26 protein-coding genes and 2 pseudogenes are annotated in these 22,444 nt (G+C 67.3%); 14 read left to right on the top strand and 14 right to left on the bottom strand.

What is annotated here, in order from left to right; translation table 11 throughout:
• On the top strand, nucleotides 1-211 hold a 211-nt coding region (locus tag ACY34I_RS36865), incomplete at its 5' end, for a hypothetical protein (RefSeq protein ID WP_462759780.1).
• Between the two features lie 360 nt (nucleotides 212-571).
• On the opposite strand, the gene ACY34I_RS36860 is transcribed toward ACY34I_RS36865, so the two are convergent.
• Both ACY34I_RS36860 and ACY34I_RS36855 read right to left on the bottom strand, forming a co-directional pair.
• Entirely contained in the window at nucleotides 572-1,006 is a 435-nt protein-coding gene (locus tag ACY34I_RS36860) for a nuclear transport factor 2 family protein (protein ID WP_462759776.1), read from the bottom strand.
• Nucleotides 1,007-1,045: 39 nt separating this feature from the next.
• On the bottom strand, nucleotides 1,046-1,993 hold the full coding sequence (locus ACY34I_RS36855; protein ID WP_462759775.1) for an epoxide hydrolase family protein: 948 nt from the start codon (nucleotides 1,991-1,993) through the stop codon (nucleotides 1,046-1,048).
• A 112-nt stretch (nucleotides 1,994-2,105) separates the two neighbouring features.
• Here ACY34I_RS36855 and ACY34I_RS36850 point away from each other — a divergent pair, with 112 nt between their 5' ends.
• Entirely contained in the window at nucleotides 2,106-2,585 is a 480-nt protein-coding gene (locus ACY34I_RS36850; RefSeq protein ID WP_462759774.1) for a MarR family winged helix-turn-helix transcriptional regulator, read from the top strand.
• A 140-nt stretch (nucleotides 2,586-2,725) separates the two neighbouring features.
• Here ACY34I_RS36850 and ACY34I_RS36845 read toward each other — a convergent pair whose 3' ends face one another.
• Nucleotides 2,726-2,878 (bottom strand): hypothetical protein, encoded by a 153-nt coding sequence (locus tag ACY34I_RS36845; protein WP_462759773.1) that lies wholly within the window; start codon nucleotides 2,876-2,878, stop codon nucleotides 2,726-2,728.
• 247 nt (nucleotides 2,879-3,125) lie between these two features.
• Nucleotides 3,126-4,145: a hypothetical protein gene (locus tag ACY34I_RS36840; RefSeq protein ID WP_462759772.1), complete on the bottom strand. Its 1,020-nt coding sequence runs from the start codon at nucleotides 4,143-4,145 to the stop codon at nucleotides 3,126-3,128.
• Between the two features lie 369 nt (nucleotides 4,146-4,514).
• Between ACY34I_RS36840 and ACY34I_RS36835 the strand changes: the two genes are divergently transcribed.
• A complete protein-coding gene (locus tag ACY34I_RS36835; protein WP_462759778.1) occupies nucleotides 4,515-4,700 on the top strand; it encodes a hypothetical protein in 186 nt (61 codons plus the stop codon).
• Nucleotides 4,701-4,838: 138 nt separating this feature from the next.
• Here ACY34I_RS36835 and ACY34I_RS36830 read toward each other — a convergent pair whose 3' ends face one another.
• On the bottom strand, nucleotides 4,839-5,111 hold the full coding sequence (locus ACY34I_RS36830; RefSeq protein WP_462759771.1) for a hypothetical protein: 273 nt from the start codon (nucleotides 5,109-5,111) through the stop codon (nucleotides 4,839-4,841).
• Nucleotides 5,112-5,459: 348 nt separating this feature from the next.
• On the opposite strand from ACY34I_RS36830, the pseudogene ACY34I_RS36825 reads away from it, so the two are divergent.
• From ACY34I_RS36825 to ACY34I_RS36815, 3 genes and pseudogenes are all read left to right on the top strand, one after another.
• A pseudogene (locus ACY34I_RS36825) lies at nucleotides 5,460-5,591 on the top strand (GntR family transcriptional regulator); the annotation flags it as partial.
• Nucleotides 5,592-5,838: 247 nt separating this feature from the next.
• Nucleotides 5,839-6,024, top strand: a complete 186-nt coding sequence (locus tag ACY34I_RS36820; protein WP_462759779.1) for a hypothetical protein — start codon at nucleotides 5,839-5,841, stop codon at nucleotides 6,022-6,024.
• 145 nt (nucleotides 6,025-6,169) lie between these two features.
• Entirely contained in the window at nucleotides 6,170-7,045 is an 876-nt protein-coding gene (locus tag ACY34I_RS36815) for an IS5 family transposase (RefSeq protein ID WP_462759777.1), read from the top strand.
• 19 nt (nucleotides 7,046-7,064) lie between these two features.
• Here ACY34I_RS36815 and ACY34I_RS36810 read toward each other — a convergent pair whose 3' ends face one another.
• The gene (locus tag ACY34I_RS36810; protein WP_462759770.1) at nucleotides 7,065-7,433 is read right to left on the bottom strand and encodes a hypothetical protein; all 369 of its coding nucleotides are present in this window, start codon (nucleotides 7,431-7,433) and stop codon (nucleotides 7,065-7,067) included.
• Nucleotides 7,434-7,819: 386 nt separating this feature from the next.
• Between ACY34I_RS36810 and ACY34I_RS36805 the strand changes: the two genes are divergently transcribed.
• Together ACY34I_RS36805 and ACY34I_RS36800 are read left to right on the top strand one after the other, a co-directional pair.
• Nucleotides 7,820-9,046 carry an IS110 family RNA-guided transposase gene (locus ACY34I_RS36805; protein ID WP_462759769.1) on the top strand — a complete coding sequence of 409 codons (1,227 nt, stop codon included), beginning with the start codon at nucleotides 7,820-7,822 and terminating at the stop codon, nucleotides 9,044-9,046.
• A 196-nt stretch (nucleotides 9,047-9,242) separates the two neighbouring features.
• Nucleotides 9,243-9,340: pseudogene (locus ACY34I_RS36800) on the top strand (ATP-binding protein); the annotation flags it as partial.
• 70 nt (nucleotides 9,341-9,410) lie between these two features.
• Here ACY34I_RS36800 and ACY34I_RS36795 read toward each other — a convergent pair.
• Nucleotides 9,411-9,884, bottom strand: coding sequence for a hypothetical protein (locus tag ACY34I_RS36795; RefSeq protein ID WP_462759768.1), 474 nt, complete (start codon nucleotides 9,882-9,884; stop codon nucleotides 9,411-9,413).
• 380 nt (nucleotides 9,885-10,264) lie between these two features.
• Nucleotides 10,265-11,146 carry a DUF6745 domain-containing protein gene (locus tag ACY34I_RS36790; protein ID WP_462759767.1) on the bottom strand — a complete coding sequence of 294 codons (882 nt, stop codon included), beginning with the start codon at nucleotides 11,144-11,146 and terminating at the stop codon, nucleotides 10,265-10,267.
• Between the two features lie 289 nt (nucleotides 11,147-11,435).
• Here ACY34I_RS36790 and ACY34I_RS36785 point away from each other — a divergent pair, with 289 nt between their 5' ends.
• The 3 genes from ACY34I_RS36785 (at nucleotide 11,436) to ACY34I_RS36775 (ending at nucleotide 14,889) form a co-directional block, all read left to right on the top strand.
• Nucleotides 11,436-12,119, top strand: a complete 684-nt coding sequence (locus tag ACY34I_RS36785) for a hypothetical protein (protein ID WP_462759766.1) — start codon at nucleotides 11,436-11,438, stop codon at nucleotides 12,117-12,119.
• Nucleotides 12,120-13,074: 955 nt separating this feature from the next.
• On the top strand, nucleotides 13,075-13,518 hold the full coding sequence (locus ACY34I_RS36780; RefSeq protein ID WP_462759765.1) for a hypothetical protein: 444 nt from the start codon (nucleotides 13,075-13,077) through the stop codon (nucleotides 13,516-13,518).
• Between the two features lie 864 nt (nucleotides 13,519-14,382).
• Entirely contained in the window at nucleotides 14,383-14,889 is a 507-nt protein-coding gene (locus ACY34I_RS36775) for a hypothetical protein (RefSeq protein WP_462759764.1), read from the top strand.
• A gap of 109 nt (nucleotides 14,890-14,998) precedes the next feature.
• Here the strand turns inward: ACY34I_RS36775 and ACY34I_RS36770 are convergent, their stop codons facing one another.
• Nucleotides 14,999-15,670: an alpha/beta fold hydrolase gene (locus ACY34I_RS36770; RefSeq protein ID WP_462759763.1), complete on the bottom strand. Its 672-nt coding sequence runs from the start codon at nucleotides 15,668-15,670 to the stop codon at nucleotides 14,999-15,001.
• Nucleotides 15,671-15,716: 46 nt separating this feature from the next.
• Here ACY34I_RS36770 and ACY34I_RS36765 point away from each other — a divergent pair, with 46 nt between their 5' ends.
• On the top strand, nucleotides 15,717-16,418 hold the full coding sequence (locus tag ACY34I_RS36765; RefSeq protein ID WP_462759762.1) for a winged helix-turn-helix transcriptional regulator: 702 nt from the start codon (nucleotides 15,717-15,719) through the stop codon (nucleotides 16,416-16,418).
• A 193-nt stretch (nucleotides 16,419-16,611) separates the two neighbouring features.
• On the opposite strand, the gene ACY34I_RS36760 is transcribed toward ACY34I_RS36765, so the two are convergent.
• Nucleotides 16,612-17,352, bottom strand: coding sequence for a VOC family protein (locus tag ACY34I_RS36760; protein WP_462759761.1), 741 nt, complete (start codon nucleotides 17,350-17,352; stop codon nucleotides 16,612-16,614).
• 176 nt (nucleotides 17,353-17,528) lie between these two features.
• On the opposite strand from ACY34I_RS36760, the gene ACY34I_RS36755 reads away from it, so the two are divergent.
• Entirely contained in the window at nucleotides 17,529-17,867 is a 339-nt protein-coding gene (locus tag ACY34I_RS36755) for a YdeI/OmpD-associated family protein (RefSeq protein WP_462759760.1), read from the top strand.
• Between the two features lie 273 nt (nucleotides 17,868-18,140).
• Here ACY34I_RS36755 and ACY34I_RS36750 read toward each other — a convergent pair whose 3' ends face one another.
• The 4 genes from ACY34I_RS36750 to ACY34I_RS36735 all read right to left on the bottom strand — a co-directional run bounded on the left by ACY34I_RS36750 (nucleotide 18,141) and on the right by ACY34I_RS36735 (nucleotide 20,422).
• Complete coding sequence (locus ACY34I_RS36750; protein WP_462759759.1) at nucleotides 18,141-18,770, bottom strand: NAD(P)-dependent oxidoreductase; 630 nt, start codon at nucleotides 18,768-18,770, stop codon at nucleotides 18,141-18,143.
• 86 nt (nucleotides 18,771-18,856) lie between these two features.
• Nucleotides 18,857-19,003, bottom strand: a complete 147-nt coding sequence (locus ACY34I_RS36745) for a zinc ribbon domain-containing protein (RefSeq protein ID WP_462759758.1) — start codon at nucleotides 19,001-19,003, stop codon at nucleotides 18,857-18,859.
• A gap of 92 nt (nucleotides 19,004-19,095) precedes the next feature.
• Nucleotides 19,096-19,671 (bottom strand): TetR/AcrR family transcriptional regulator, encoded by a 576-nt coding sequence (locus ACY34I_RS36740; protein ID WP_462759757.1) that lies wholly within the window; start codon nucleotides 19,669-19,671, stop codon nucleotides 19,096-19,098.
• 268 nt (nucleotides 19,672-19,939) lie between these two features.
• A complete protein-coding gene (locus ACY34I_RS36735; protein WP_462759756.1) occupies nucleotides 19,940-20,422 on the bottom strand; it encodes a nucleotidyltransferase family protein in 483 nt (160 codons plus the stop codon).
• Nucleotides 20,423-20,690: 268 nt separating this feature from the next.
• Here ACY34I_RS36735 and ACY34I_RS36730 point away from each other — a divergent pair, with 268 nt between their 5' ends.
• Nucleotides 20,691-22,355 carry a GNAT family N-acetyltransferase gene (locus ACY34I_RS36730; RefSeq protein ID WP_462759755.1) on the top strand — a complete coding sequence of 555 codons (1,665 nt, stop codon included), beginning with the start codon at nucleotides 20,691-20,693 and terminating at the stop codon, nucleotides 22,353-22,355.
• Nucleotides 22,356-22,444: the final 89 nt, after the last annotated feature.

The following is a 22,444-nucleotide window of genomic DNA, read 5'->3' as shown; positions in this document are numbered from 1 at the left end:
ACTCGGGCTGAACCTGTTCTCCCAGGGCATCGACCCGATGATCGACTTCTCCAACATCGACGAAATCAAACGGGCCGTCGAATACTGCAACCAACTGCCGGTACACGAGCGGCACCCCTACGCCGGCGATCACACGCGGACCGGATTCCGCTCTGGCGAGCACGGAACTCGCCCGAGCAGCGCTATCACATCCTGGTGGCTATCACGGTGACGCTCGAACCGCTCACCGCTGCCCTTCTGTTGCGGTCGTCGCCGATGAGGCTGAGACGGCGATGTCACGCAGGTGGCGGGGGGCCCGTCGCTGCGAAGCAGGCCAGCCCTGCCCTGCGATCCGTCGGGTTTCGCTAACCCGGCAGTTGCGGTGACGGGCGCGCTGTGGGTCGAGGTTGTTGTCTACCAGGCGGGTCAGGAAGGCCTCGACAGCGTCGGCCTCGTCGGCTGTCAGTTGTCTCCCGAAGTGCTTCACGATCTCGCCCAGGTGGGACCTGGAGGCTCTGGACTCGGCGAAGGCGAAGGGCCCGTTGGCCGCGAACTCCCGGGATGACCGGGAGTTGACGGCCAGCAGTGTCTTCTAGAGGGCCCGGCCGATGGCTTTGGTCAGTGCGACCGGGGTGATTACGAGGCGGTCGAAGCGCCAGCCGTTCTCGGTGCGGCGCGCCCCGTAGCGGTGGAACCCGGCCGCGACGGCCTCGGTCTTGTCGTCGATGACGAACACGGCGATGTCGTGGGCCCGCACCGTGGCGGTCTCTCCGTCGACCTCGATGACGAGGTTGGACTTGCTGTGCAGGGTGCGGACGTACGTGTCGTGGCCCGAGTGCGCGAGGTTGATGAGCGCCTCGATGCCGTGGGCCTCCCCGCGCGGGGACTTGACGATGACATCCTCGGTGAAGAGCTGGTCGGTCTCGTCGTAGCGTCCTTCGTCGATCCACAAGCTGTGGCGGGCGACCAGGTCGGCAAGTTCGGCGCGGTCGGCGAGTGCGCGGATCAGGGTTTCGGTGCTGGTCATGATGGCCTCCGGAAATAGTTCGACTAGCTAACGTTCGTGTCATTTGATGTGGGTGAGGAAGAAGTCCCGGATGTCCACGCCGAGCGGCACCGGGCACGACTGTTGGCTCCCCCGTGGGGCGTCGTGGTGGAACCGGCCTGAGGAGGCCGCGGTGGCGGTCAGCCAGTACAGCGAGATGTTGGTGAGCATCCGCTCGTCGCTGACCGGTGTGGTGGGGTCGGTCCACTGCGCGAATCGCTCGGCGATCCAGACCAGTTGGCCGACCGGGGAGTCGGTCAGCGCGTAGCCGATGGTCTGCGGGGTGAGCGCCTGCAGAGCCTGGTACGGCGGGCGGTTCGCCATCAGCTGCCTGACCTTGTCCAGTCGGGCCTCATCCGCCTCGGACACCTCGACGTCGGGGTCCGGCCGGGTCGGCAGGTAGTTGACGTGCACTCCGACGACCTGCTCGGGCGCGACCGCGCCGAGCGCCGTGGAGATGCCCGCGCCGAAGTCGCCGCCCTGCGCGCCGTAGCGCTCGTACCCTAGGCGGCGCATGAGCTCGGCCCAGGCCCGGGCGACCCAGACGGCGTCCCAGCCGCGCTCGTGGGTCGGCCCGGAGAACCCGAAGCCGGGGATGGACGGAATCACCAGGTGGAAGTCGCGCGACAGCGGCTCGATCACGTCGAGGAACTCCAGGAACGAACCGGGCCAGCCGTGGGTGAGGATCAGCGCGAGCGCGTCCGGTTTCGAGGACCGGACGTGGACGAAGTGGATGGTCTGTCCGTCGATCTTGGTGGTGAAGTGCGGAAGCTCGTTGAGTCTGGTCTCGTGTTCGCGCCAGTCGTAGCCGGTGCGCCAGTATTCGGCTAGTTCCTTGAGCCGCGCCAGCGGGAAGCCGTAGTCCCATCCGGCGTCGGCGACTTCGTTGGGCCAGCGGGTGCGGGCGAGCCGGTCGGTCAGGTCGTCGAGGTCGGCCTGGGGGATGTCGATGCGGAACGGCTTGATCATGGTCTTGCCTCCAGGGGATCCATTCGGCAGCCGAATGTTCGGACGACTAACGTTTGGGTTCCGAACGGTATCACGATCATTCGTGCTCCGAACGGTTCGTTAGACTTGTCACATGAAGAACCCGCCCGAGAAGATGCCCGCCAGTTGGGAGCGGCTGCCCAGCTGGCTGCTCACCCAGACCGCCGGCCACGCGCACCGCCTGGTGGTCGAGGGGTTCTCGTCCGTCGGCGCCCGCGGCTACCATTACCGCCTGCTGGCGACGCTTGAGGAGTTCGGCCCGGCCAGCCAGGCCGCGCTGGGCCGCCGTAGCGGCATCCACCTCAGCGACATGGTCGCGACGATCAACGAGCTCGCCGATCGCAAACTGGTCGAGCGCGCCCCGGACCCCTCCGATCGGCGGCGCAACATCATCTCGCTGACCGCCGCAGGCAAGCGGCAGCTGCGGCGATTGGAGAAGCGTCTGGCCGAAACCCAGGACGAACTGCTGGCTCCGCTGTCACCCGAGGAGCGACAACGGTTGACCGAGCTGCTATCCAGGCTGTTGGACCACCACAACCGGCGAACCGGCGCCCCCGAAGAGCCGCGGCGCTGACAGGGAACGCCCCCAAGAATTGATCGAAGGCCCGCGGTCCGCGAAGCCGTTCCGGACACCTGCGGGGTTCCCAAACCTCGTCACGGTGGTTGGCGTGCGATGATCTGGTGCCAAGCCAGATCGTTGGGCATTCCCGTGATCTATGTGATCAGGCGGCGGACTTCGTTGATCGTCAGCTTGATCAGCGCGGTGTCCCTGCCGTCGTGAGCTGTGCCACCGGCGCCAGCGGCGCAGATCACCAGGACGGCGAGGGCGGCCAGGGCGAGGTGGTGAGCCGGTGCCAGGAGTCCCATCGGCGGACCTGGTGCTAGTCCAGGCCGACCTGGCCCTTGGCGGCCTGAAAGCTCTCTTCGACGGTCCAGCGGATCCCGGCGACCCGCACGAGTTGGGCGAGGATGGCCGGGCTTTCATCGGCCCCGCGCCTGCTGCATCGTGCGGCAGATCCACCCACGCTTCTGGGCGACGTGGTGCGTGCGACCGGCTCATTTGTCGGCGCTGTCCCGGCCGCTTGCGGCCGGGCACAGCCGGCTCCGCGACGCGTCAGTCGACGACGGGAGGCGCCGTCTTCGCCGCGGCCGCCAGGGCCGCCGCCGCGCCGGCGTACGGGTTGTAGGTGTACGTCCGAGACAGGACGCCCGGGATCGTGAAGTACTCGACGGACAGCTTCGCCGGATCGGTGGCGATCTGGCCCCGGGCGGGCAGGTCGTCGCCGTCGTCCCAGCCCCACGGCGCGTTGGCCGAGTTGATCGAGCAGTCGAGCGTACCCACGCCACAGTCGCCGGAGTCGTCACCGGCGAAGGTACCGAGGTTCGCGAACAGGCTGGTGTTGACCCGCTGCGCCCACAGGCCGTCACTGGCGAAGATGTCGATGAGCTTGTACCGCACGTCGCGGTCGTCGCCGCTGCTCGGCGTCTCCGCCACAGTCGACGGGTAGTACACGATGCCGTCGCCGACGATGTTGTACTGCGGGTACGCCTTCAGTCCGTGCCCCTTCGCCTCCTGTGCGGTCACCGGGTGCAGGAACGCGTCGTGCGGCGACGCCTGAAGTTGCAGGGTGCCGTCGACGCTTTCCCGGCCGCTCGTCCAGGTGCTCCCAGACGGGGTGTACGAGAAGAAGTTCGTGTGCGCCACGGTGACCGCGGAGCGCAGCAACCCGTACGTGGATCCGTCCCGCTGAATCGCGAGAAGCACGCCCTCGCCGTCGTTCTCGTGTTCGGTGTCGAAAAAGTTGTCCGTCCAGTCCCGGGGGTGGAAGAACAGGTACGTGATGTACCAGTGCGTGCTCGTCTCCAGCACGGAGTAGTAGGCGTGTGCGGCGAACGAGACGCCCGTCTGGCCGGCGCGGTCCCAGTTGTTGCGCCCGTTGAGGTCGCCGTCGAAGTCGATCTTGGTGATGTAGTCGGACTTGCCACCGAGCGCATGGCTGCCGGTGACGTCGACGTCCTGGTAGTGGATCGGCGCCCAGCGCAGCGCCAACTGCGCCCTGGTGGCCGCCGCGCCCGCCGGTGCGGGCACCGCGGACCCCACCGCCACGAGCGCCGCAGCCGCCGCGGTCGCCACCAAGGATCTCCCAGCAATTCTGCTTTTGTTGAGCATGGGCGCTCCCACGTCCCAGGACATAGATAGATAGGCACTAATTTATCTTGTCCGCGGCCCCGGCGCGACCACCCGACGAAGAAGAATCAACGACGGTGCCGCTTGGAGATGACCAAACGTCGTGACCCCTCTGGACGGCTGCATGTACATCCTGGACGACGATGCGCGCGAACTCGGCCTTTTGCGGCGCGAACCCGTTCCCGTACCGGCACGGCTTCGGCGCGCACTCGCCCCTCACCTGCGGCTGCTCCACCGGTGGCTCGACGTCGACCCCACTGACCGGGCTACGGGCGGCGCGCTGGCTGCACCTGGACGGCTACGACCCGGCCCACGATCGGGTCACGCGCCCAGCTCGGCGCCGAACTACTGCCCGACGGCTATGTGCGCGTCGATGAGTTCGCTCAGGCCACCGTGCCCGGCGTGTCCGCCGCTGGCGACCTCGCCCGCCTACCCGCGCTACCCGACGGACTCACCCTCGTCAGCCAGGCCCCCGCCGACGACGTACGCGCCGCCGCCTGACTCGAACAGAGGTGGTCTGACCACAACAACTGGGCACGCGGTCAGACCGGCCTGCTGCCTGATCCGGAACCCGCAGACCCGCGCCGGGCTCTTGCTGGCGTGCAGCTGCGCGGCTCGGTGGCATACACCACGCGTCGTTCAGTCGGACAGCCCCGTCGACCAGAACTGGAACAGGAACGACTCCACTCCACGCAGTTCCTCAACGCCAGCTCGCGGCGTCAAGGCGGCAATGCGGGACCGGCCGTTGCTGAATGCCCGCACCTCGTACTGGCCTGGTGGGCCGATCCGGAGAACATGTGTGTCGGTCGGCTGGATCTGCAGATAGCCGCTGTCCAGCCGGACCCGTCCGGCCTTGCCGATCTCCCACCCGTCGAGCACGGGGGGCGGGCCGTCCCAGATCTCGATGGTCACGCTCGCGTAATGGTCGGTGGCACCGGCGCTGATCGCCATGATGCAGTTCGGGGCGACCGACAGTCAGTCCTCTTCGGACACGTCGTAGTCGCCCTCGTCGTCCAGCAGCAGGATCATGCGGCGAAAGACAAGCACCTCGGTTTCGAGGCGGGTCAGGCGTCGGGGCACCAAGTGTCCTCTCCCGTACCGACCGTGCCCGCCCAGATCGGGCAGGGACAATATCGGCGCATCGTGGCATCGGTGGGTGCCCGGGACCAGCCGGCCTCGGGCACCCACCCGACGTTACTGGTGCGCCTGCAGTGATCCGCCGTCCAGCGGTTGAGGATCGACCCCAGCGCGGACCGCGCAGTGTTTCGGCAGCTCGCCGACCTACTGCGCAACCGGATCACGTCCGGCGACCTCGCGCCCGGCGCGTCGCTGCCCAGCGAGCTGCGACTGGCTCAAGAGCATGGACTCAGCCGGACAAGCGTCCGGCAGGCCATCTCCCTACTCCGGTCGGAAGGGCTCGTGATCGTCCAACCCCCGCCCGGCACCTTCGTCCGCAGCATGGAACCGACCGAGACGTTGACCCCAACCTCGACACCCGCCAGCCGCTGCGCACCCGACCCAACCCGCTCACCCCGCCGAGGTGGCCCGCCTGCGAGGCGCGCGATCCGCCGGCCCACCCCCGCAACCTGCGGCCGGACCTGTCCAGGTGCAGCGGCGGGCATCCAACAGCGGCGTCGTCATGGTCGTCGGGCAGAAAGTCGCCCTCGGCCGCGCCCAAGCCGGCAAGACCGTCACCATCCACGTCACCGACACCGAACTGACCATCGCCTGCAACGACGGCATCCGCACGGTCCGGCGCAGCACCGACCAGCCCGTCCGCAACCTCAAAGCCAGCCGATCCCGCAAAGTGGCCGCCGATGCCTGAGAGCCTGGTAAATAAGGGTTTCAGCCGTCGGGTGGTGCGCGGTGAAGATCGGCTGCGGCGGTGGTGTCAGCGTGGTGGCGTGACATGAGGAAGGGCCTCCGGTACGAGCAGAGGCGACTAAACCAGCACGACCGAAGGCCCAACCCTGTCTGTATACCTTGTCGCCGGTGTCGCCGCATCCACCGCCCCGGCCACCCTCGATGCTCACCTGCCCACCGCCCGGCCACGGCACTACCCGTCCGGCACCAGCGACGCCGAGTGGGCTGTGCTCGCCCCGTACGTCCCGGCCGGCACCGGACGTGGCCGGCCGATCGTCTACCCCCGCCGCGACATCGTGGACGCGATCCGCTACCTCGACCGCACCGGCTGCCAGTGGGACGCGCTACCGGCCGACTTCCCCCACCACAAGCTGGTCTACCACTACTTCAAGACCTGGACCGCGAACGGAACGCTGCACCGCATGCACAACAGCCTGCGGGAACAGGTCCGCGCCCAGGTCGAGGACCGCGACCGGCAGCCGACGGCCGCGCTGGTCGACTCCCAGTCGGTACGCGGCGCGGAGACCGTCGGGCGGGCCAGCCGCGGCTACGACGCGGGGAAGAAGGTCAACGGCCGTAAACGGCACATCGCCGTGGACACCTGCGGCCTGCTCCTCGCGATCCTGATCACCGGCGCCAACGCCCAGGACCGCGACGGCGCCCGCCCCCTCCTCCAGGCGTTGCACGCCTGCTTCCCCGGCATCCGCCTGGTCTGGGCCGACAGCGGCTACGCCGGCAGGCTCGTCGACTGGGCCGCCACCCACCTCGCCCTGACCGTGCGGATCGTCGCCAAACTCGCCGGGCAGACCACCTTCGTGGTCCTACACCGCAGATGGGCGGTCGAACGGACCTTCTCGTGGATCAACCGGTGCCGGCGCACCGTCCGCGACTACGAACGGCTCCTTGAACACCACGCCGCGATGGTCCAATGGGCCATGATCATCGTCATGGCCCGACGCCTCGCCCGTCACCAACACACCTGAAACCCTTATTTACCAGGCTCTAAGGCATCCGTAGTGCGCGGGCCACCTTTCGCTGCACCACCCGCAGCAACTTGATCGTCTCCTCGTCAGAAAGGCCAGTGGTGATCGACCAGTCACAGCCAGAACCCACCACGTCACTCGCGAAGACGATCTCAGTGGAGAACAACAGCTTTCGCCGCTGCGCCCTCGACAACGGCTCCCCGCGGTCCAGTGCCTCTCCCAACCTGCGACCCTCGCCGTGGTAGAGGTCCACCTGGTCCTGGAAGCCCATAACTCGGGCGAGATCATCCGTGGAATGCGCGGGTCCACCCCACTCGGCCAACCCTCGCCGCACCAGGAACCGCTCGTCCGAAGTGAGATCGACCGCTACGACGTCAGAGGCGTTCATGCGCGAGATTGTCACCCAGACCCCTACACGGACTTGCCCCGCACCGCTGCCGAGCAGCCTGGCCCAGCACCCATGGCCCGGCCCCACGCAGCACGGAACCTAGGCCAACCGTCAAACATTAGTTAGGACGGATTCGTCAAGCATGTGGTGGGACTAATGGGATCCAACCGCCCGTCGTGATAGACGGGTTGGGTCCGAGCCGCCAGGGGTCGAGCACTCGGTGGGACTGTCCTTCGAGGTCTATGTCTAGAGCGTGCCGCCCCTGGTTGGCGAGGAGGCAAGACGACCGGTGGGATGTCGTGCCGTTGAGCACTGATCCATTAGTTCGTGCGTAGTCCTCCTTGCGGCCTCGGGCGACGGTCGGCTCGTGGGAGCGGAGGAGTTACGTGCTGTTCATCGGTGATGACTGGGCAGAGGCGCACCACGACGTGGAGGTCCAGGACGAGGGCGGACGCAGGCTGGTGCGCCGTCGGTTGTCCGAAGGGGTGGCCGGGATTGCCGCCTTGCACGCCTTGGTCGCCGACTTGCTCGAGGACGGCAAGCCGGCCGACGTGGTTGTCGGCATCGAGACGGACCGCGGCCCGTGGGTGCAGGCATTGATCGCGGCCGGGTACCAGGTCTACGCAATCAACCCGTTGTCGGTGGCCCGCTATCGGGAGCGGCACGTGACGTCGGGGGCCAAGAGCGACGCCGGCGACGCGAAGGTCCTGGCGGATCTGGTGCGTACCGACCGGCACCAACACCGGCCGATTGCGGGAGACAGCGACCTCGCCGAGGCGGTCAAAGTCCTCACGCGGGGGCATCAGAACCTGATCTGGTCACGGCAGCGCCAGGCCAACGCGCTGCGCTCGACGTTGCGCGAGTTCTATCCCGCGGCCCTCGTCGCGTTCGACAAGCTCACCGACCGAGACGCCCTCGCCGTGCTGAGCATCGCCCCGACGCCCACCGGCGGGCGGTCCTTGTCGCGAACGAAGATTGCCACAGCACTACGGCGCGCAGGACGGCAGCGCTACATCGACCTCCGGGCAGAGCAGATCCAGACCGAACTGCGCACCGAGCACCTAGCCGCGCTACCCGCCGTCGAGACCGCGTTCGGGCATACCGTCACCGCAATGGTGCGGATCCTGACTGAACTGTCACGCCAAATCGAGGCCCTCGAAGGCGAGCTGACCACCCATCTTGACCAGCATCCGGACGCCGAACTCCTGCTCTCCCAGCCCGGCCTGGGACCCGTCCTCGCCGCCCGGCTGCTCGCCGAGTTCGGCGATGACCCACACCGTTACGCCGACGTCAAGGCCCGCCGCAACTACGCCGCAACCAGCCCGATCACTCGTGCTTCCGGCACCCGCCGTCTGGTACTTGCCCGTCCCGTGGCCAACAACCACCTCCGCAACGCCCTATATCTACAGGCGTTTGCCGCGCTCAAAGCCTCACCCGGCGCCCGGTCCTACTACGACGTCCACCGCGCCCGGGGAAAAACCCATCACCAGGCACTTCGCGCACTGGCCAACCGACTCGTCGGCATCCTCCACGGCTGCCTACGTCACCAGCAGACCTACAACGAGGCAGTCGCCTGGCCGGCTTCCAGCACGCAAGCGCCAGCAGCCGCTTGACACGTTAGGAACGTGGGATATCTAGACATTTACCCCCGTGTGCCCCGAAGGCACCTCGCGTGCTACCACGTCCGACGCCATCCGAGGCGGCCCCGAGGCCCGCAAGAGCCTGGAGGAGTTCGACTTCGACCACCAACGCTCTCTCAAGCGGGAGACGATCGCCCACCTGGGCACCCTCGACTTCAGCACCGGCCGGGAGAACATGTGCTCCTCGGCCCGCCCGGCACCGGCAAAACCCACCTGTCCATCGGCCTCGGGATCCGGGCCTGCCAGGCCGGACATCGGGTCGCATTCGCCACCGCCGCCCAATGGGTGTCCCGGGCACGACAAGGAGTCGGGGCGGTTCCGGTGTTGGTACGGGTGGTCAGCCGTCCACGCTGGTGTGGCTGGCCGAGCCGCAGTACGAGCCGGTGGTGTCGCCGCTGCCGTCGACCAGGCAGACCTTCAGCTTCACCGTGTCGCCCGGCCGCACGTTGCCGTCGATGAACGGGTCCCAGACGACGTCCGCGCCCGCAACCCCGTTGCCGTTGTACTTCGACCCGAGGCTGTAGGTCAGGTCGCCGGCCGAGGTGTGCTCCGTGACCCAGGCCCAGGCCCGGACCCCGTGGCTGTCGGAGCAGTTGTCGCGGATCAGGACGTAGTCGTCGTTGCTGCCGCCGCCAGCAGCCCCCTCGCCGTAGTCGACAAAGATGGCCGACCCGCATGAGTTGGTAGTGGTCGCGGCGAAGCCGTCATTGTACGACGCGAACGCCGGGTTGGACATCAGCAGGACCATGCCGACGCTCGCGGCGGCGAGGGTCGACACCCTGCGGACGGACCGTCCAAGCTGGAGGATCATGTGCACATCCTTGTTAAGAGACATTGAGCGGAGACCGATCATGACGGACTTTCCCCCCGTTGATCAAGAGTCGCGACGTCGCTCTCAGGCGCCCCGGCCGGGAGGAGATGGCCAGGGGAGATCGCGGCGCAGGCGACCGGGCCCAGGACGGCACGAACCGCGATCAACGCAACCGACCGCCGCCTCGTGTTGTGGCACCCGCGGACCTGGGCAGTCCATCGCCGATCCCATTCCGCCATCGCCACCGGCGCGAGCAAATCGTGCAGCCAGCCGCGACCAAGCGGTCGATCGGGATGGATGGTGAGAAGGCCTGCCGTTGCCCCGGCCAGACTCGCCTCGGCGCCCACACCCACCAGCGCCCCGCTGTTGCACGTTGATGGTCAGCGTGTCTCGATTACAGCCCCTTCTTGCGCCCACACCTGGCTGCCATCCGGCCAGAGGACAGCAGGTTCGTCGTCGGCGTGCAGTTGGCCCTGCGCGTTGACGCGCAGGACGCTGGGCCGCTCGCCCATGACGGCGACGTCCTCGAACGGCCACCACTGCCCGGCCGTCAACGCCACCTCTCTGCACCCTTCCCATGCCCGGCCAGGTGCGGTGCCGAGCAGGGCCGGGTAGGTGTCGATGGTGGCGAGCAGGATCCAGTCGGGGAAGTAGTTCCAGGCGGGCTCGAAGAACCGGTCGTCGTGACCGAGGCTGTAGCGGACGACAGCATGCCCCTCATCGTCCTGGTCGACGAAACCGTGTTCGTCGTCCCAGCACCAGGCCGGCTGCATGGTGTAGAGCTCGGTCGCTCGCCGATCGAGAGTGGCCCAGATCGGGCAGTGCACCAGGTCGTAGACCTTCCGGACGGCGCGCAGTACCGGGTTGAGTGCGGCCCGTTCTGGCTCGGTGACCGGGTTGCAGCGGTAGGGCCGCTCCATCAGGTCGTAGCGTGCTTCGACGCCGTCGTAGCGCTGTTCGCCGTAGTAGCCCTTCCATTCGAAGAACTCGTGGAAGTCCCCGAGGGCCCGGAACTGGTCGCGGTCGCTGGTCTGCTGCCAGATCGGGGTGCGGGCCGCCGAAAGCGATCGGTTGAGGCTTCCGCGCCGGACCGGCTTGACCAGCGCTGTGTGTCCATCGTCGATGAGACGTCGTACCTGGTCGATTGCCGCGGAAGGTGAGGGACTCCAGATGAGGCGGGAAGGTTCGGGATGCCCGGCCGCGCGGTAGGCGAGACGAGCGGCGGCCTCGGCGCGGTCCCGGTCGGCAGGCCCGCATGCCATTGCGGCTTGCGTCCATCTTCTCGCAACAGCTTGTGCTTCGGGAGGCATCGGGGTGGTCGAGAGACTCATTGTTTCCTCGAAGACGAATGTGCCACGCGGCCGCGGAGCGACGGTGTCGAGGCCATGCCGGGCATTCGGAATGAGGGGTTGGATCGCTGCTCACGGGCATGCGATACCTTTCCTTCTGGTCCCCGATGACTGCATCGGGGAAAGCCGAAGTCCCCTGTCACGTTTCCCGGGTGGACCGAGCGGACGGAGACAGGGCCCTGCTTTGCGTTGGAGGTAAGCCATGAGCACCTACACGATCACCATCGCCGCGGACGATCCGAGTCGAGCGACCACGACACTGACGGTCGAGTTGGAGGGCACGACCGCGCGGATTGTCGAATTGCTGGTACGCGCTGGGGAGGGGGACGGGTTGACTGCGGGACAGATTCCCGCGGTCGATCTGGATCTGCTGCTGAAGGCGGTCACCCCTGCCGTCGGCGGGCAGCAGGCGATAGCCGTGCCACCAGCTACCGCGGCCGACGACCCTGCCGATTCGGCACATCTAGCCGATGACGATGAGGAGTCCGCCGCCGGCACGGAGGCAACCCAGGCTGTCGGCGCCACCACGCCCCCTGTTGATGAGCCGGCGACGACTATCCCCGAGAAGGGCGAGGCGGCCGAAGTCGCAGTTCCGAAGCAGACGACACGGGTGAATGCCTCGACGGCCGGCACGGCCCGGGCCGCTGGGCGGAAAGCCGCGACCGGCGCCAAGGCCACGACCTCGGGGCGGAAGGCCAGGAGGCAAACCCCGAAGGGTGGGGCGCCCAAGGGTCGCGTGTACCGGCGGTCGCCGGACGATCTCGAGTCGGTCTACCAGCAGGCTGGCAGCGCCGCGGCTGTTGCCGACCACTACAACGTGCCTAGGCACACCGCTCAAGGGTGGATCCGCACGCTGCGCGGTCGGCAGGCCCGCTCGGCCGAGTGACTCGCCGCATGGCCGGGCATAAGCGTCGATCGCCTCTGCGCGGTTGTTGCAGGCAGGAATGCCCTGCACGGTTTCCGGTGGGAGGAAGAATTCACGTCCCCGGCCTCCGTTCCTGCGTGTAGCTGCGGGATGACGTGAGGTTGATCCTCATGTTTGACCATACGTATGCGGGCGGGGGGAGGCACGGCTGGCGATCGACTGCGGCACGGCTAGCACTGGTGCCGTCCTGGCCTGACCTGATGGCAGCTGGTCTCCGCTGCCCTTCGACGGGACGCCGCACCTGCCCAGCGGTGTCTACCTGTCTGCGGACGGGGAGGTGTGGACGGGGCGGCGGGCGTGGCAGGCGGCCGCGGACCAGCCGGGCCGGTTCATTCCGAATCCGCGTCGCCCGGCCGATGACCAACTCGCCGTCGACGGCGCCCGCGTCGATGCGGTGGAGGCGATGGCTGCGACGCTGCGCCGGGTCGCCGGTGAGGCGGAGCGGGTGGCTGGCGGCCCGGTTCGGGATGTGCGGTTGGTGGTGCCGGCGGGTTGGGGGCCGCGGCGGCGGACGTGGATGCGCCAGGTCGCTCACCGGGCTGGTCTTGCGCAGCCTCGTTTGGTGGAGGCACCGGTTGCCGGTGGCCGAACATCTCCTCGCCACCGGTCTGCAGCTGCCGGTGGGGCATTCATCGTCGTATGCGACGTGGGTGCGGGTGCCGAGCGTCACCTTCTGCGCATGTGAGTGCGCCCCAGCAGGCAACTGACCTGCTTCTTGCGGCACCACGCCAATCCGACGGTTCCGCACCACAAGGGCTACCAGTCTCCCCGGACGGGGACCAGGTCGTTCGTCCGGTAGGGCGCTCCACCTTGTTCCCGTCCGGGGAGACTGGATGGTCTGACGACCGCCCGACGGCCCCGCGCAGTCCCGTGTCACAGGCCTGTACAGAGGCACGTCTCGATCTAATATTGCCGCGTGAGGAAGCGCCTGCGGGTCATGTTGGGACTGGCCGTAGCCGTGGCTGGCGTACTCGCCGTACCAGTCGCCGTTCTCGCCGTCCATCTCACCCATCCTCGTGACGAGGACGGATACCTGGCGTACCTCAAGCAGTACGGCGACCCGCAAAGCGACGAGCCTCTGCAGGCGCTGCCGCCGACCGAAGATCTGATCGCCGAGGGTGACGCGGCATGCGACTGGCTGCGCGAGCAGCCGTATGCCCTCTGGCGGCACGACCCGCAGTACCGCGAGTTGGCGATCTATCAGCGCTACCTCGAGCACGTCGGCGACCGCTCGCCGAAGTGGGGCAACGCGCTTCCAGATCTGGGATCGGTGACAGGGGCCGCTTGGAACTATCTCTGCATGGCGGACCGAGAGCTACGGCAACCCCGCCACCACCCCTTCGCCCCCAAGTCAGATTGAACGACGCAACCGCCCTGGTCGTGCCCCTACTGGCCGGAAGCGGTGGGCGTTGGCTGTTCAGCCATCCGTACAGCCAAGTCCTTCCCCAGACTCCGACACTGCTCGACAACGGCGGACGGGTTGACCATGCGCGTAGCTATCTGACCAGCCAGCCATGATCTTCTTCTAAACCCCAGGCCGCTCCCGGCGTCGCCGCCGACGCTTGACAACCGCCATTGAGACTCGTCCGATAGGGCGCCCCGCCCGGGGAGGCTGGACGGTCTACGACTGCCCGACGAGGAGATCCGCTCTCGATCAGCCCTGTCCCCCATCGCCAGGGATCATGACGCCCGCTTGGCCCGTTCGCTTGTCCACCACGACGGGACTCGACGACGTAGTCCACGACAACCACCGGAAAACTGAAACCCTCTGACCTCAGCATCCAGGAACTGTTCGGCGACCTGTCGGGCAGATTCGATTGAGATCACCGTCTCATTATCGTTCGTCGCCGTGCCGAGCACGTGCCAGTAGCCGGCGCCCCGGACGGTCACCAGGGGACACGAACGGTCACGCACTTCGTGCGGCTGATCTGGCCCACCAGGTGCGTGGCGGCCGTGATCTTCGTCCTTCCGAACTGGCGGTGCGACCAGCTCGCCCCACCGCAGACCCGAGAGCGCCGCGACCACGACGAGCGCTGAGAACCGAGCAGGCATCGCGTCGACCAGGGCGTAGACCTGGGCGATCGTGGCCGTCGGTCGTTCCGGGGCGCGCGGATCTGTCGATGACAGTGCATGTGACTTGGCCTCTCACGGCAACCGCCATACTCAACAGATGTCTGTTATGGGCCGGCCACCCTCCTCCCCCCGGGGACATCGTCTCGTCCTCGTGACCGGCGAGGAAGGCGCCGGCAAGTCGACCGTCATTCGTGCGCTGCTACCTCATACCCCCTGCAGCGCCCGCATCGACGCCGAGGACATCGGTCAAACCAACCCGTGCCCGATGAACTACCAGTTCTTCGCCCTGCTTCGTCGCAACGTCGCTGGCCTTGTAGAAAACTTCTGGGCCGCCGGATACGTCAACGTTGTCGCCGGCAGCTTTCTCCGCAGCTACCCCGACTACCTGGCGTTCCGACAGCTGTTGACACGACCCTCGTCGGTGTTCCTGGCAGAGCTTCTGGTTGACAAGGACGTGCGCGACCATCGGCGGATCACCCGAGCGAAGCAAACGACGCAGCAGTGGCGCGACATGGTCGACCTGATCCCGGAAGATCGAAGCATCCGACAGGCGACCGATGCCGACTACCGATACATCGGCATCGACACAACTGGTCTGGACGTCGCTGAGACCGTGCAGCGGATTAAGGATGCCATCCCGGAGGTATACGCCGAATAGCGACAGACGAGCATGCTGTTCTGCCGCTGACCGTGTGTCACGCAGCGTCGCACTCGGTCAATCAAGACGATGCTCGGTAGATAAGAAGCCGATGAGCGGATGCTGTAGCTCACCGATCCAATGCGGCGGCCAATGCCTCGGGCTGGCTGAGGGCCACCAGATGGCCGCCGGGCAGGGTCTTGGGCGTGACGCCAAGGCGATGCTGGGCTGTCCGGATCTGGAACTCGACCGGGAACAGTCGGTCCTCTCGGCTGCTTAGGACCTCGGTTGGTACATCTGGCCACACGTCCAGCGGCCAGGGCTGCTCGAAAGGCGTTCCTGACTGCGGTGGCTCGCCCGTCATGGCCTCCTTGGTGATGTCCGCTGGTACGTCGTGGAAGAAGTACACCAGCGGATCGAACGGCCCATCCGGGGAGCGGCCCTCGCGCAGGTCGCACTCACGGCGGGCCTGGTCCTGGCCGGTGTTGGTCCACCAATCGTGGCCGCTCTCACCGGGCGCCGGGATCATCGCGTTGACCAGGACCAGGCGTGAGACCGGCAGCCGACTACAGACCAGCGGCGCGGTCAGGCCGCCCATCGACTGGGCCACTACCACCAGGTCTTTCCGTTGACCTGCCGCGTCAACGACCGTGTCTGCGTACTCCTGCAGTCCCGCGCTGTCGTCTCCGGCTGGCAGGTCGACGGCGATCGCGTCGTGGCCGCGCTGATGCAGTTGGGGGACCAGGCGGTGCCAGTACCAGGCGGCGCCGCCGGCGCCAGGGATCAGAACGTACGTCGCCATGGTGCGAATTTAGCACCGCGTAGTGTGATAGCGATACGCTGAGCGGGTGGCGCGAGCATATGACGATCCCTGCGGTCTGGCCCGGGCGCTCAACCTGGTCGGCGACCGGTGGGCATTGTTGGTCGTCCGCGAGTTGCTGCTCGGGCCGAAGCGCTTCACCGACTTGCGGCGCGGCCTGCCCGGCGCTAGCCAGAGCATGCTCACCTCCCGACTTGTTGAGCTGGAGGAGACGCAGGTGATATGCCGGCGGCATCTCGGCCCGCCGACGAGCGCTTGGGCCTACGAGCTGACCGAATGGGGACGGGACCTCGAGCCCGCTCTGCTGCAGCTGGCCAGGTGGGGCAGTCGGAGCCCGCTGGCTTCGTCAGCAGAGCTGAGCGTTGACGCGCTGGCCCTCGCGATGAAAACCACCTTCGACCCGACCGCGGCGCGCGACTTCAACGTGCGGTGTCAACTTCGTCTCGACGGCGACATCCTGCTCGTCACTGTCGACAATGGACGGCTCGACGTGACGCGCGCCAACGCTGCCGATCCCAACCTGGTGATCGAAACCAGCGTCACCGTGCTCCGCTCGCTCACCTTCGGCGGCGCGCCACTGCACGCCGCCGACGTCACCATCCAAGGTGACAGCGAAGTCGCCGCCCGCCTGCTTCGGCTATTCAAACGCCCGGCGCCGTTCACCGAATCTGAGAACCGACGAGCTCCAACCCACACGCCCATACCGCCGATCGCGCGTCACGCACGGTAGTCGCCGCGCGTACGGCTCGGCTTCCGGATGTAGCCGATGACAGTGCATCCGTCGAGTCCCTGATGCGGCCGACACCGACGGACCAGCGAAATCCACCGCGTACGTTGCGAACGCCAACAGACGAACGTGACGCGGTCGTGCTGCTATGACGCTGTGGCGTCCTCCTCATCGGCGTCACAGGGCGGCCGGTGCGTCAGGCCGTGGCGGGCATCCACCGCTCGAGCAGCGTGGGGTCGGCAACCGCGGACTCGACCTGACGACGCTCCTCCATGCTCAGGCTGAGTTCCCGAAGCCTGGTGCCCCAATCCGGTACCCGTTCCGACTCCTCCAGCGCCGTCGACAGCTCGATGAGCACGGCCAGCGCCACTGCCTGCTGCACGGCCGGTGCGCCGTCGCCGTGGCGGCGCAGTCCCGAGTTCAGGGCTCGGAAGGCGGCCCGGTCGTCGTTCTTGAACTCGCGCAGGATCCGCGCGTTGTCCAGGACCCGGGCAAGCCCTTGGAGCTGCTTGGAGCCGCCGTACTCCAACTCCGTCGGCTCGTCCCGCTGGATGAAGATGATCGAGTTTCCCGACGGGTCCGTGACGGTGAACCGTGAGGCGCCGGGCCGGTACCGCGTTATCCGAGGTAGCCCTTTGGCAAGCACCTTTCCGTATGTGTGGCGCATCGCCTCGGTGAACGCTGCATGGTACGGCGCGACCGTATCAACCATTACCAGGCACCCGCCGGTGTTCTCCGACGGGTCCAGGTTGCTGGACGCCCGCCCGTAGTGCAGCTCGAATCCGCGCCACCGGAACGCCAGGTATAGGTAGGGCTTCGTCTGTTCGTAGGTCACGGCGAAGCCCAGGGCGCGCCAGAAGGCCAGGGTTTCCTCCGGTGCCACACAGGGCAGCATCGGCACGGTGGTCTCGTTGGGCTGGACACCTTCGTCAAGCATCGTCAGCACCTCATTTGTCCGACAGGGCAGGCGACGCAGCAGTCTGCCAAACCCGCGACCATCACGCACATACGAGAACTCGATGATCGTTGCATGGGCTTGACAGCGCTGCACCGTCGCGCACGCTCACTGCCGCTGGCGGTCGACTGTCAGAGGTGGCCGCTAGAGTCGCCAAGGTGACCGACGACCTCGACATCATTGCGTTCGCCTCGGCTGGTGAACTCTGGTCGTGGCTGGCCGATCATCACCACAGCCACCCTGGGGTCTGGGTCCAACTGCAGAAGGCAAGCAACAATCGGCCGTCGGTCAGCTTCCATGACGTTCTGGAGGCCGGCATCGCGTTCGGTTGGAGCGAGAGCACTCGGCGCGCGTACGACCGAGCCTCGTACCTACAAAGGTTCACACCCCGACGGACGCGTGGCACGACATCGCAACGCAACCTTGCCATTGCTGACCGCCTCGAGGCCGAAGGACGGATGACCCCGGCTGGCCGACGGGCGCTCGGGCGCTCATAGGAACGCACTCTCATGCCGCTCCGGGCGTGCTGGCATTCATCGCCGTTGGGGAAGCGTACCAACAGCATCCGACAGTCTGTGGAGATCCAACGTCCGCATCTGTAGCCGCGATCCGCGCCCTGCAGCGTCACGGCTGGTGACCGGTTAGGCATCCGCTCGTGCCGAGGACAGCGCGTCGTAGTTACGACCAATCGAGGCCAGCGGAGGTGTCCTCGGGAACATAGCGACCACAACGAGCGGATCTGCCGAGGTGAGTACGGGTTGCTCGGCAAGTTAGGGCATCACCGCCGGCGCCCGGTGGAGGTAGGTTGGGTCGTCGAGTTGCGTGAGCATGAAGTGCGCGACGTCGGCGCGCGAGATCCGTGGCACGATCTGGCTGGCGTGGATGGACTCTCCGCGCCGATAGGCCCCGGTCTCGGGCCCGTCGGTCAGGCGTGGTGGACGAACAATCGTCCAGTCCAGCCCGCTGCGCCGAATAATCTCTTCTTTCGCTGCGTGGTCGGCAGCGACGTTGCGCAGCAGGACAGGTGCTACCACGTAGCGTCCGAGTGCGCTGAGTTGGTGGCGTCCTGCGGGAACGCCAAGAAACGACAGGTACACCAGCCGGCGCACGCCAGCGTCGAGCATCGCCTCGGTCATGTGCCGCACGCCCGCGACGAGGGTCGGATCGCGGCGCAGCGGGGTTGCGGCGCCTAGCACGCAGAGCACGGCGGCGTGGCCGGGCATTGCCTGGGCGACGGCATGGCAGTCGGCAACGTCGCCGAGGACGACATTGATTCCATGGTCGTTGTGGAATGTCGCTGGGTTGCGTACGAACGCCGTGACGGTGTGGCGGCACCCGACGGCGGCATCGACCAGTTGTCGGCCGGTCGATCCGGACGCGCCGAAGATCAGCACCTTCATTGAGCCTCCTGGTCATCAGTGGCTGTCAGCTTCTCGGCCTTGAAGCGGTCGAGCTTGCAGATCGTGTTCGGTGCTGGGTGCATCGGTCACGCCGCGTTTGGCAGGCTGGCGGCTGCCCAGTCCGTGGCACCGCGTGTGGCGATGTTGCGGGCTGCGTTCACGTCGGCGTGCTCAGCGAAGCCGCACGACGCGCATCGGAAGGTGGACTGGTTGGGGCGGTTGGCCTTGGCCACCCCTCACCGCCATCCACAAGTACATCGAAAACCAGAAACCTCCGGGCTCGTGACGCGATTCCCCCCGGCCCTGAAGAGACCGGGATTCCTCGCTACGCCACGTTGAATACGGTGTCGATGAAGAACTCCAGATGGCGGCGGACGAGTTCGTGACCGGCGAGGCGGGTGGCGGCGTCGGCCTCGGCGTGCAGGTACAGCAGCCGCACGTAGGCGCTCGGCGCGAACAACTCCCAGGCCAACTGGTCCGGTGTGCCCCGAGCCGGGACGATGTGCCCCTGGTCCATCCAGCGTCCGAACAGCACGGCCAGTTGGCCCCGGACCCGCGTGGTGGCGGTGATGATCTCGATGTGGGTGTCGCCGAGCGCCCGCGCGATGACGCTGGCGATCTGCCGGGCCTGCGGCTCATCCCAGGCCCGAATCAGTGCCTCGGCGACCGCGCGCAGGAATGCTGGCGGGTCGTGCTCGGCAAGCGTGATATCGGTTCCGGACAGCGTGCTGGTCAGCAGGCCTGCACCGGCCTGCTGCAGCACCTCATCGAAGATCGCCTGCTTGCTCGGAAAATGGCGGTAGAGCGCGGCGTCGCTCAGGCCGACGGCGCCCGCGATCGTTCGAACCGACGTGCCGGCATAGCCATGACGTGCGAACAGCGTCAGCGCGGCATCCAGCACCGCCGCGCGGGTGTCGCGGGCCTCGGCGGCCGGCGGACGTCCTATCCGTCGTGGAGTCCCTTGCCTCGCGGAGCTTCCCATGGCCGCAAAAGTAAGTGAATGTTCGCTTACTTTCAAGGCCGTCCGGGTCGACTCATGATCACGTTAACTGATCTGCCACGATCCGCGCGCTACGGAGGGCTACGTGACCGTTCGGGGCTCACGGTGCGGGCCTAGCCGAAAAGAGGACGTCCTGTCGGGCCACCCTTCCTTCGCTTAGCGTGAAGCGCTAGATCTCCAGCCGCAGTCCGGCCCATCGGTCGAGCCATCCCTTGGCCTCCACGCGACGCCGTACCTTTGCGCGGCCCGCTGCGTTGTTGAAGGCGGGAGACGGGCGGACAACCATTCCCACAAGGTCAGCCAGCCCATGGCAGGACACCAGGCGAACAGAGTCACCCCGCAGAGTAACCGCGACGCATGTTGCCGTTTCGGGCCAGCGCGATATCGCGTCCAGGGCGGACGTGTAGGGCTCATCGCCATTGCGCAGATGCATCCGTGCTTGATTACGAATCTCCCACGGCACCCCAGGCAGGGCCACCATGGCTTGGGCTTCGGCGCGTGCGTCCTCGCGTGGGTCCAGCTTTTCCGGGTCGAAGTAGGCGACATCCACGTCGCGCTCCGGCGGGGCCGGGAGGTTGCTGATCGCGTCCCAGACGCGGTTGCGTACGAAGCCGGCACCGATCCACCAGTCCGGTAATCCAAGGTCGGCCATGGCCCGGAGGACTCTCATTGCTCCCGGGTCCGACTCGATTACGCCCACAACGTCCTGCGCGCTCCTGACCACCCCAGGGACCCTAGACCAGCGAACGTACGCACCGCTTGCGAGGCGGGGGCTGAGGGCAGAGCGAAGTCTGTCACCGACGTGCTTCGGCGCGATCACCACCGCAGATATCCGCTCACTGCGCAGACTCTTCCGGTCGGCGGCCTCGTCGGGCACCGTGTCTGGTGCCGGCGACACTCGTGTAACAATATGCGCTCCGATGATTGATTATGCAGAGGGCGGGTGTGAGGTGCTGGGCATCGCAGTCCTGGAAGTGCCGCAATGGCAGGGGTCTGGGTCACGTGGCGCGTACCGGTTGCGGCAAGGCGCTTCCGCGCTGGCCAGGCTGTTCCCCGCCGGGCAACGGATGCGAGCCGACACGGACAGCCAACCGGCCGATCCCCGCGACGGCGTTGCCGCACTCGACACGCTCGCGGCGAACCTGAGCGCCGTACGCGCCGCCCACGCCAACGCTCAGGCGCACGCGCGGGCAGTTGTGACCGTCGGCGGGGACTGCAGTGTCGACCTGGCCCCCATTGAGGCGGCCCTGGCCGCGCATGGCGACCGGCTGGCCGTGGTGTGGTTCGACGCACACGGCGACCTCAACACCCCGGCCTCGTCGCCGTCCGGCGCGTTCCACGGCATGGTCTTGCGGGCCTTGCTCGGCGACGGCCCGCGCGAACTGGCCCCGGCCAGGGCGTTGCGGCCGGACCAGGTGGTGCTGGCCGGTGTGCGCGCGCTCGATCCCGGGGAAGTGGCATTCGTGGCTGAGCACCGGATTCGGCACGTCACGGCGGCAGGGCTGGCCGATCCGTCCGTTCTGGTGGACGAGGTCGCCGCCACCGGTGCTGGCACCGTCTACCTCCACATCGACCTCGACGTGCTGGACCCGGAGGTGTTCGGCGCCGTCGGCACGCCCGAGCCGGGCGGTCTAACCCTCGAACAGCTCATCACCGCCGTTCGCGACCTCGCCTCGCGGTTCACCATCGCCGGATTGTGCCTTGCCGAGTACGAACCGCAGGACGACAGCGAACGCGCTGTCCTTACCAGCCTGATCACCGCACTAGCGTCTGTTCTAGACGGCGAAGGTACGGACGGCACGGCGCAAGAAATCGAACTCCTCGCTGCCAGGGCGTGGCCGGCTACCTACACCGCAAGCCGCGACGGCTGGCTGCTGCGTCACACTCCCGGCGTCACCAGCCGCCGCTCGAACTCCGCCGCGCTGCTTGCCGTACGCGACGATTTCCACCAGGGGCTCGAGGCGGTCGAGTCGTTCTACCGCTCGCGCGGCCTGCCGGCGCTGGTCCAGGTCGTGCCCGCACATCACCACGCCGGGCTTGACGCGGTACTGGCCGCGCGGGGATATCGCCTGGCTGCGCCCACCCTGGTGCTCACTGCGGCCACCGCCGACGTCGTCGCGGCGGCCGCCATGGGAGACGCCTGCGCCGTGCACATCGACGCCGTAGCGACAGCGGATTGGCTCGCCGCCTACGTGGCCTTGGACGGGCATGACGACAGCAGCATCGTGGCCGAGCGGGTGCTGCCACGGGTCCCGGGACCGGCCGCCTATGTCAGTCTGGCCGTTGACGGCAAAGTGGCCGCGAGGGGCTTGTTCGTGGCCGAGGCCGGCTGGGCCGGCGTCTTCTGCATGGCCACCGATAGGCCCCACCGGCGGCGCGGGTACGCTCGGGCCATCCTGAGTGCCGGGGCGCGTTGGGCCGTCACCCACGGCGTGGAGCGTCTCTACCTTCAGGTTGAGGCGGGCAACGAAGCTGCTCGTGAACTCTACGAGCGCGCCGGCTTCATTCCCTCACACACGTACCACTACCGCATCGCGGGTAGCGGGGCGACACCTGGACGGCGGGCCCGCCTCATACCGTCATGATCGCCTCACCCCGCATAGGAACACATCCGGGCATCGGCATGTCCGCATGCCGAAGCCCGTGTGGGCTTCGCGCCAGCACCTTCCGCTGT

This window comes from Micromonospora sp. RTBAU3-60, assembly GCF_054963695.1.
This window is presented reverse-complemented; position numbering and strand designations above follow the sequence as displayed.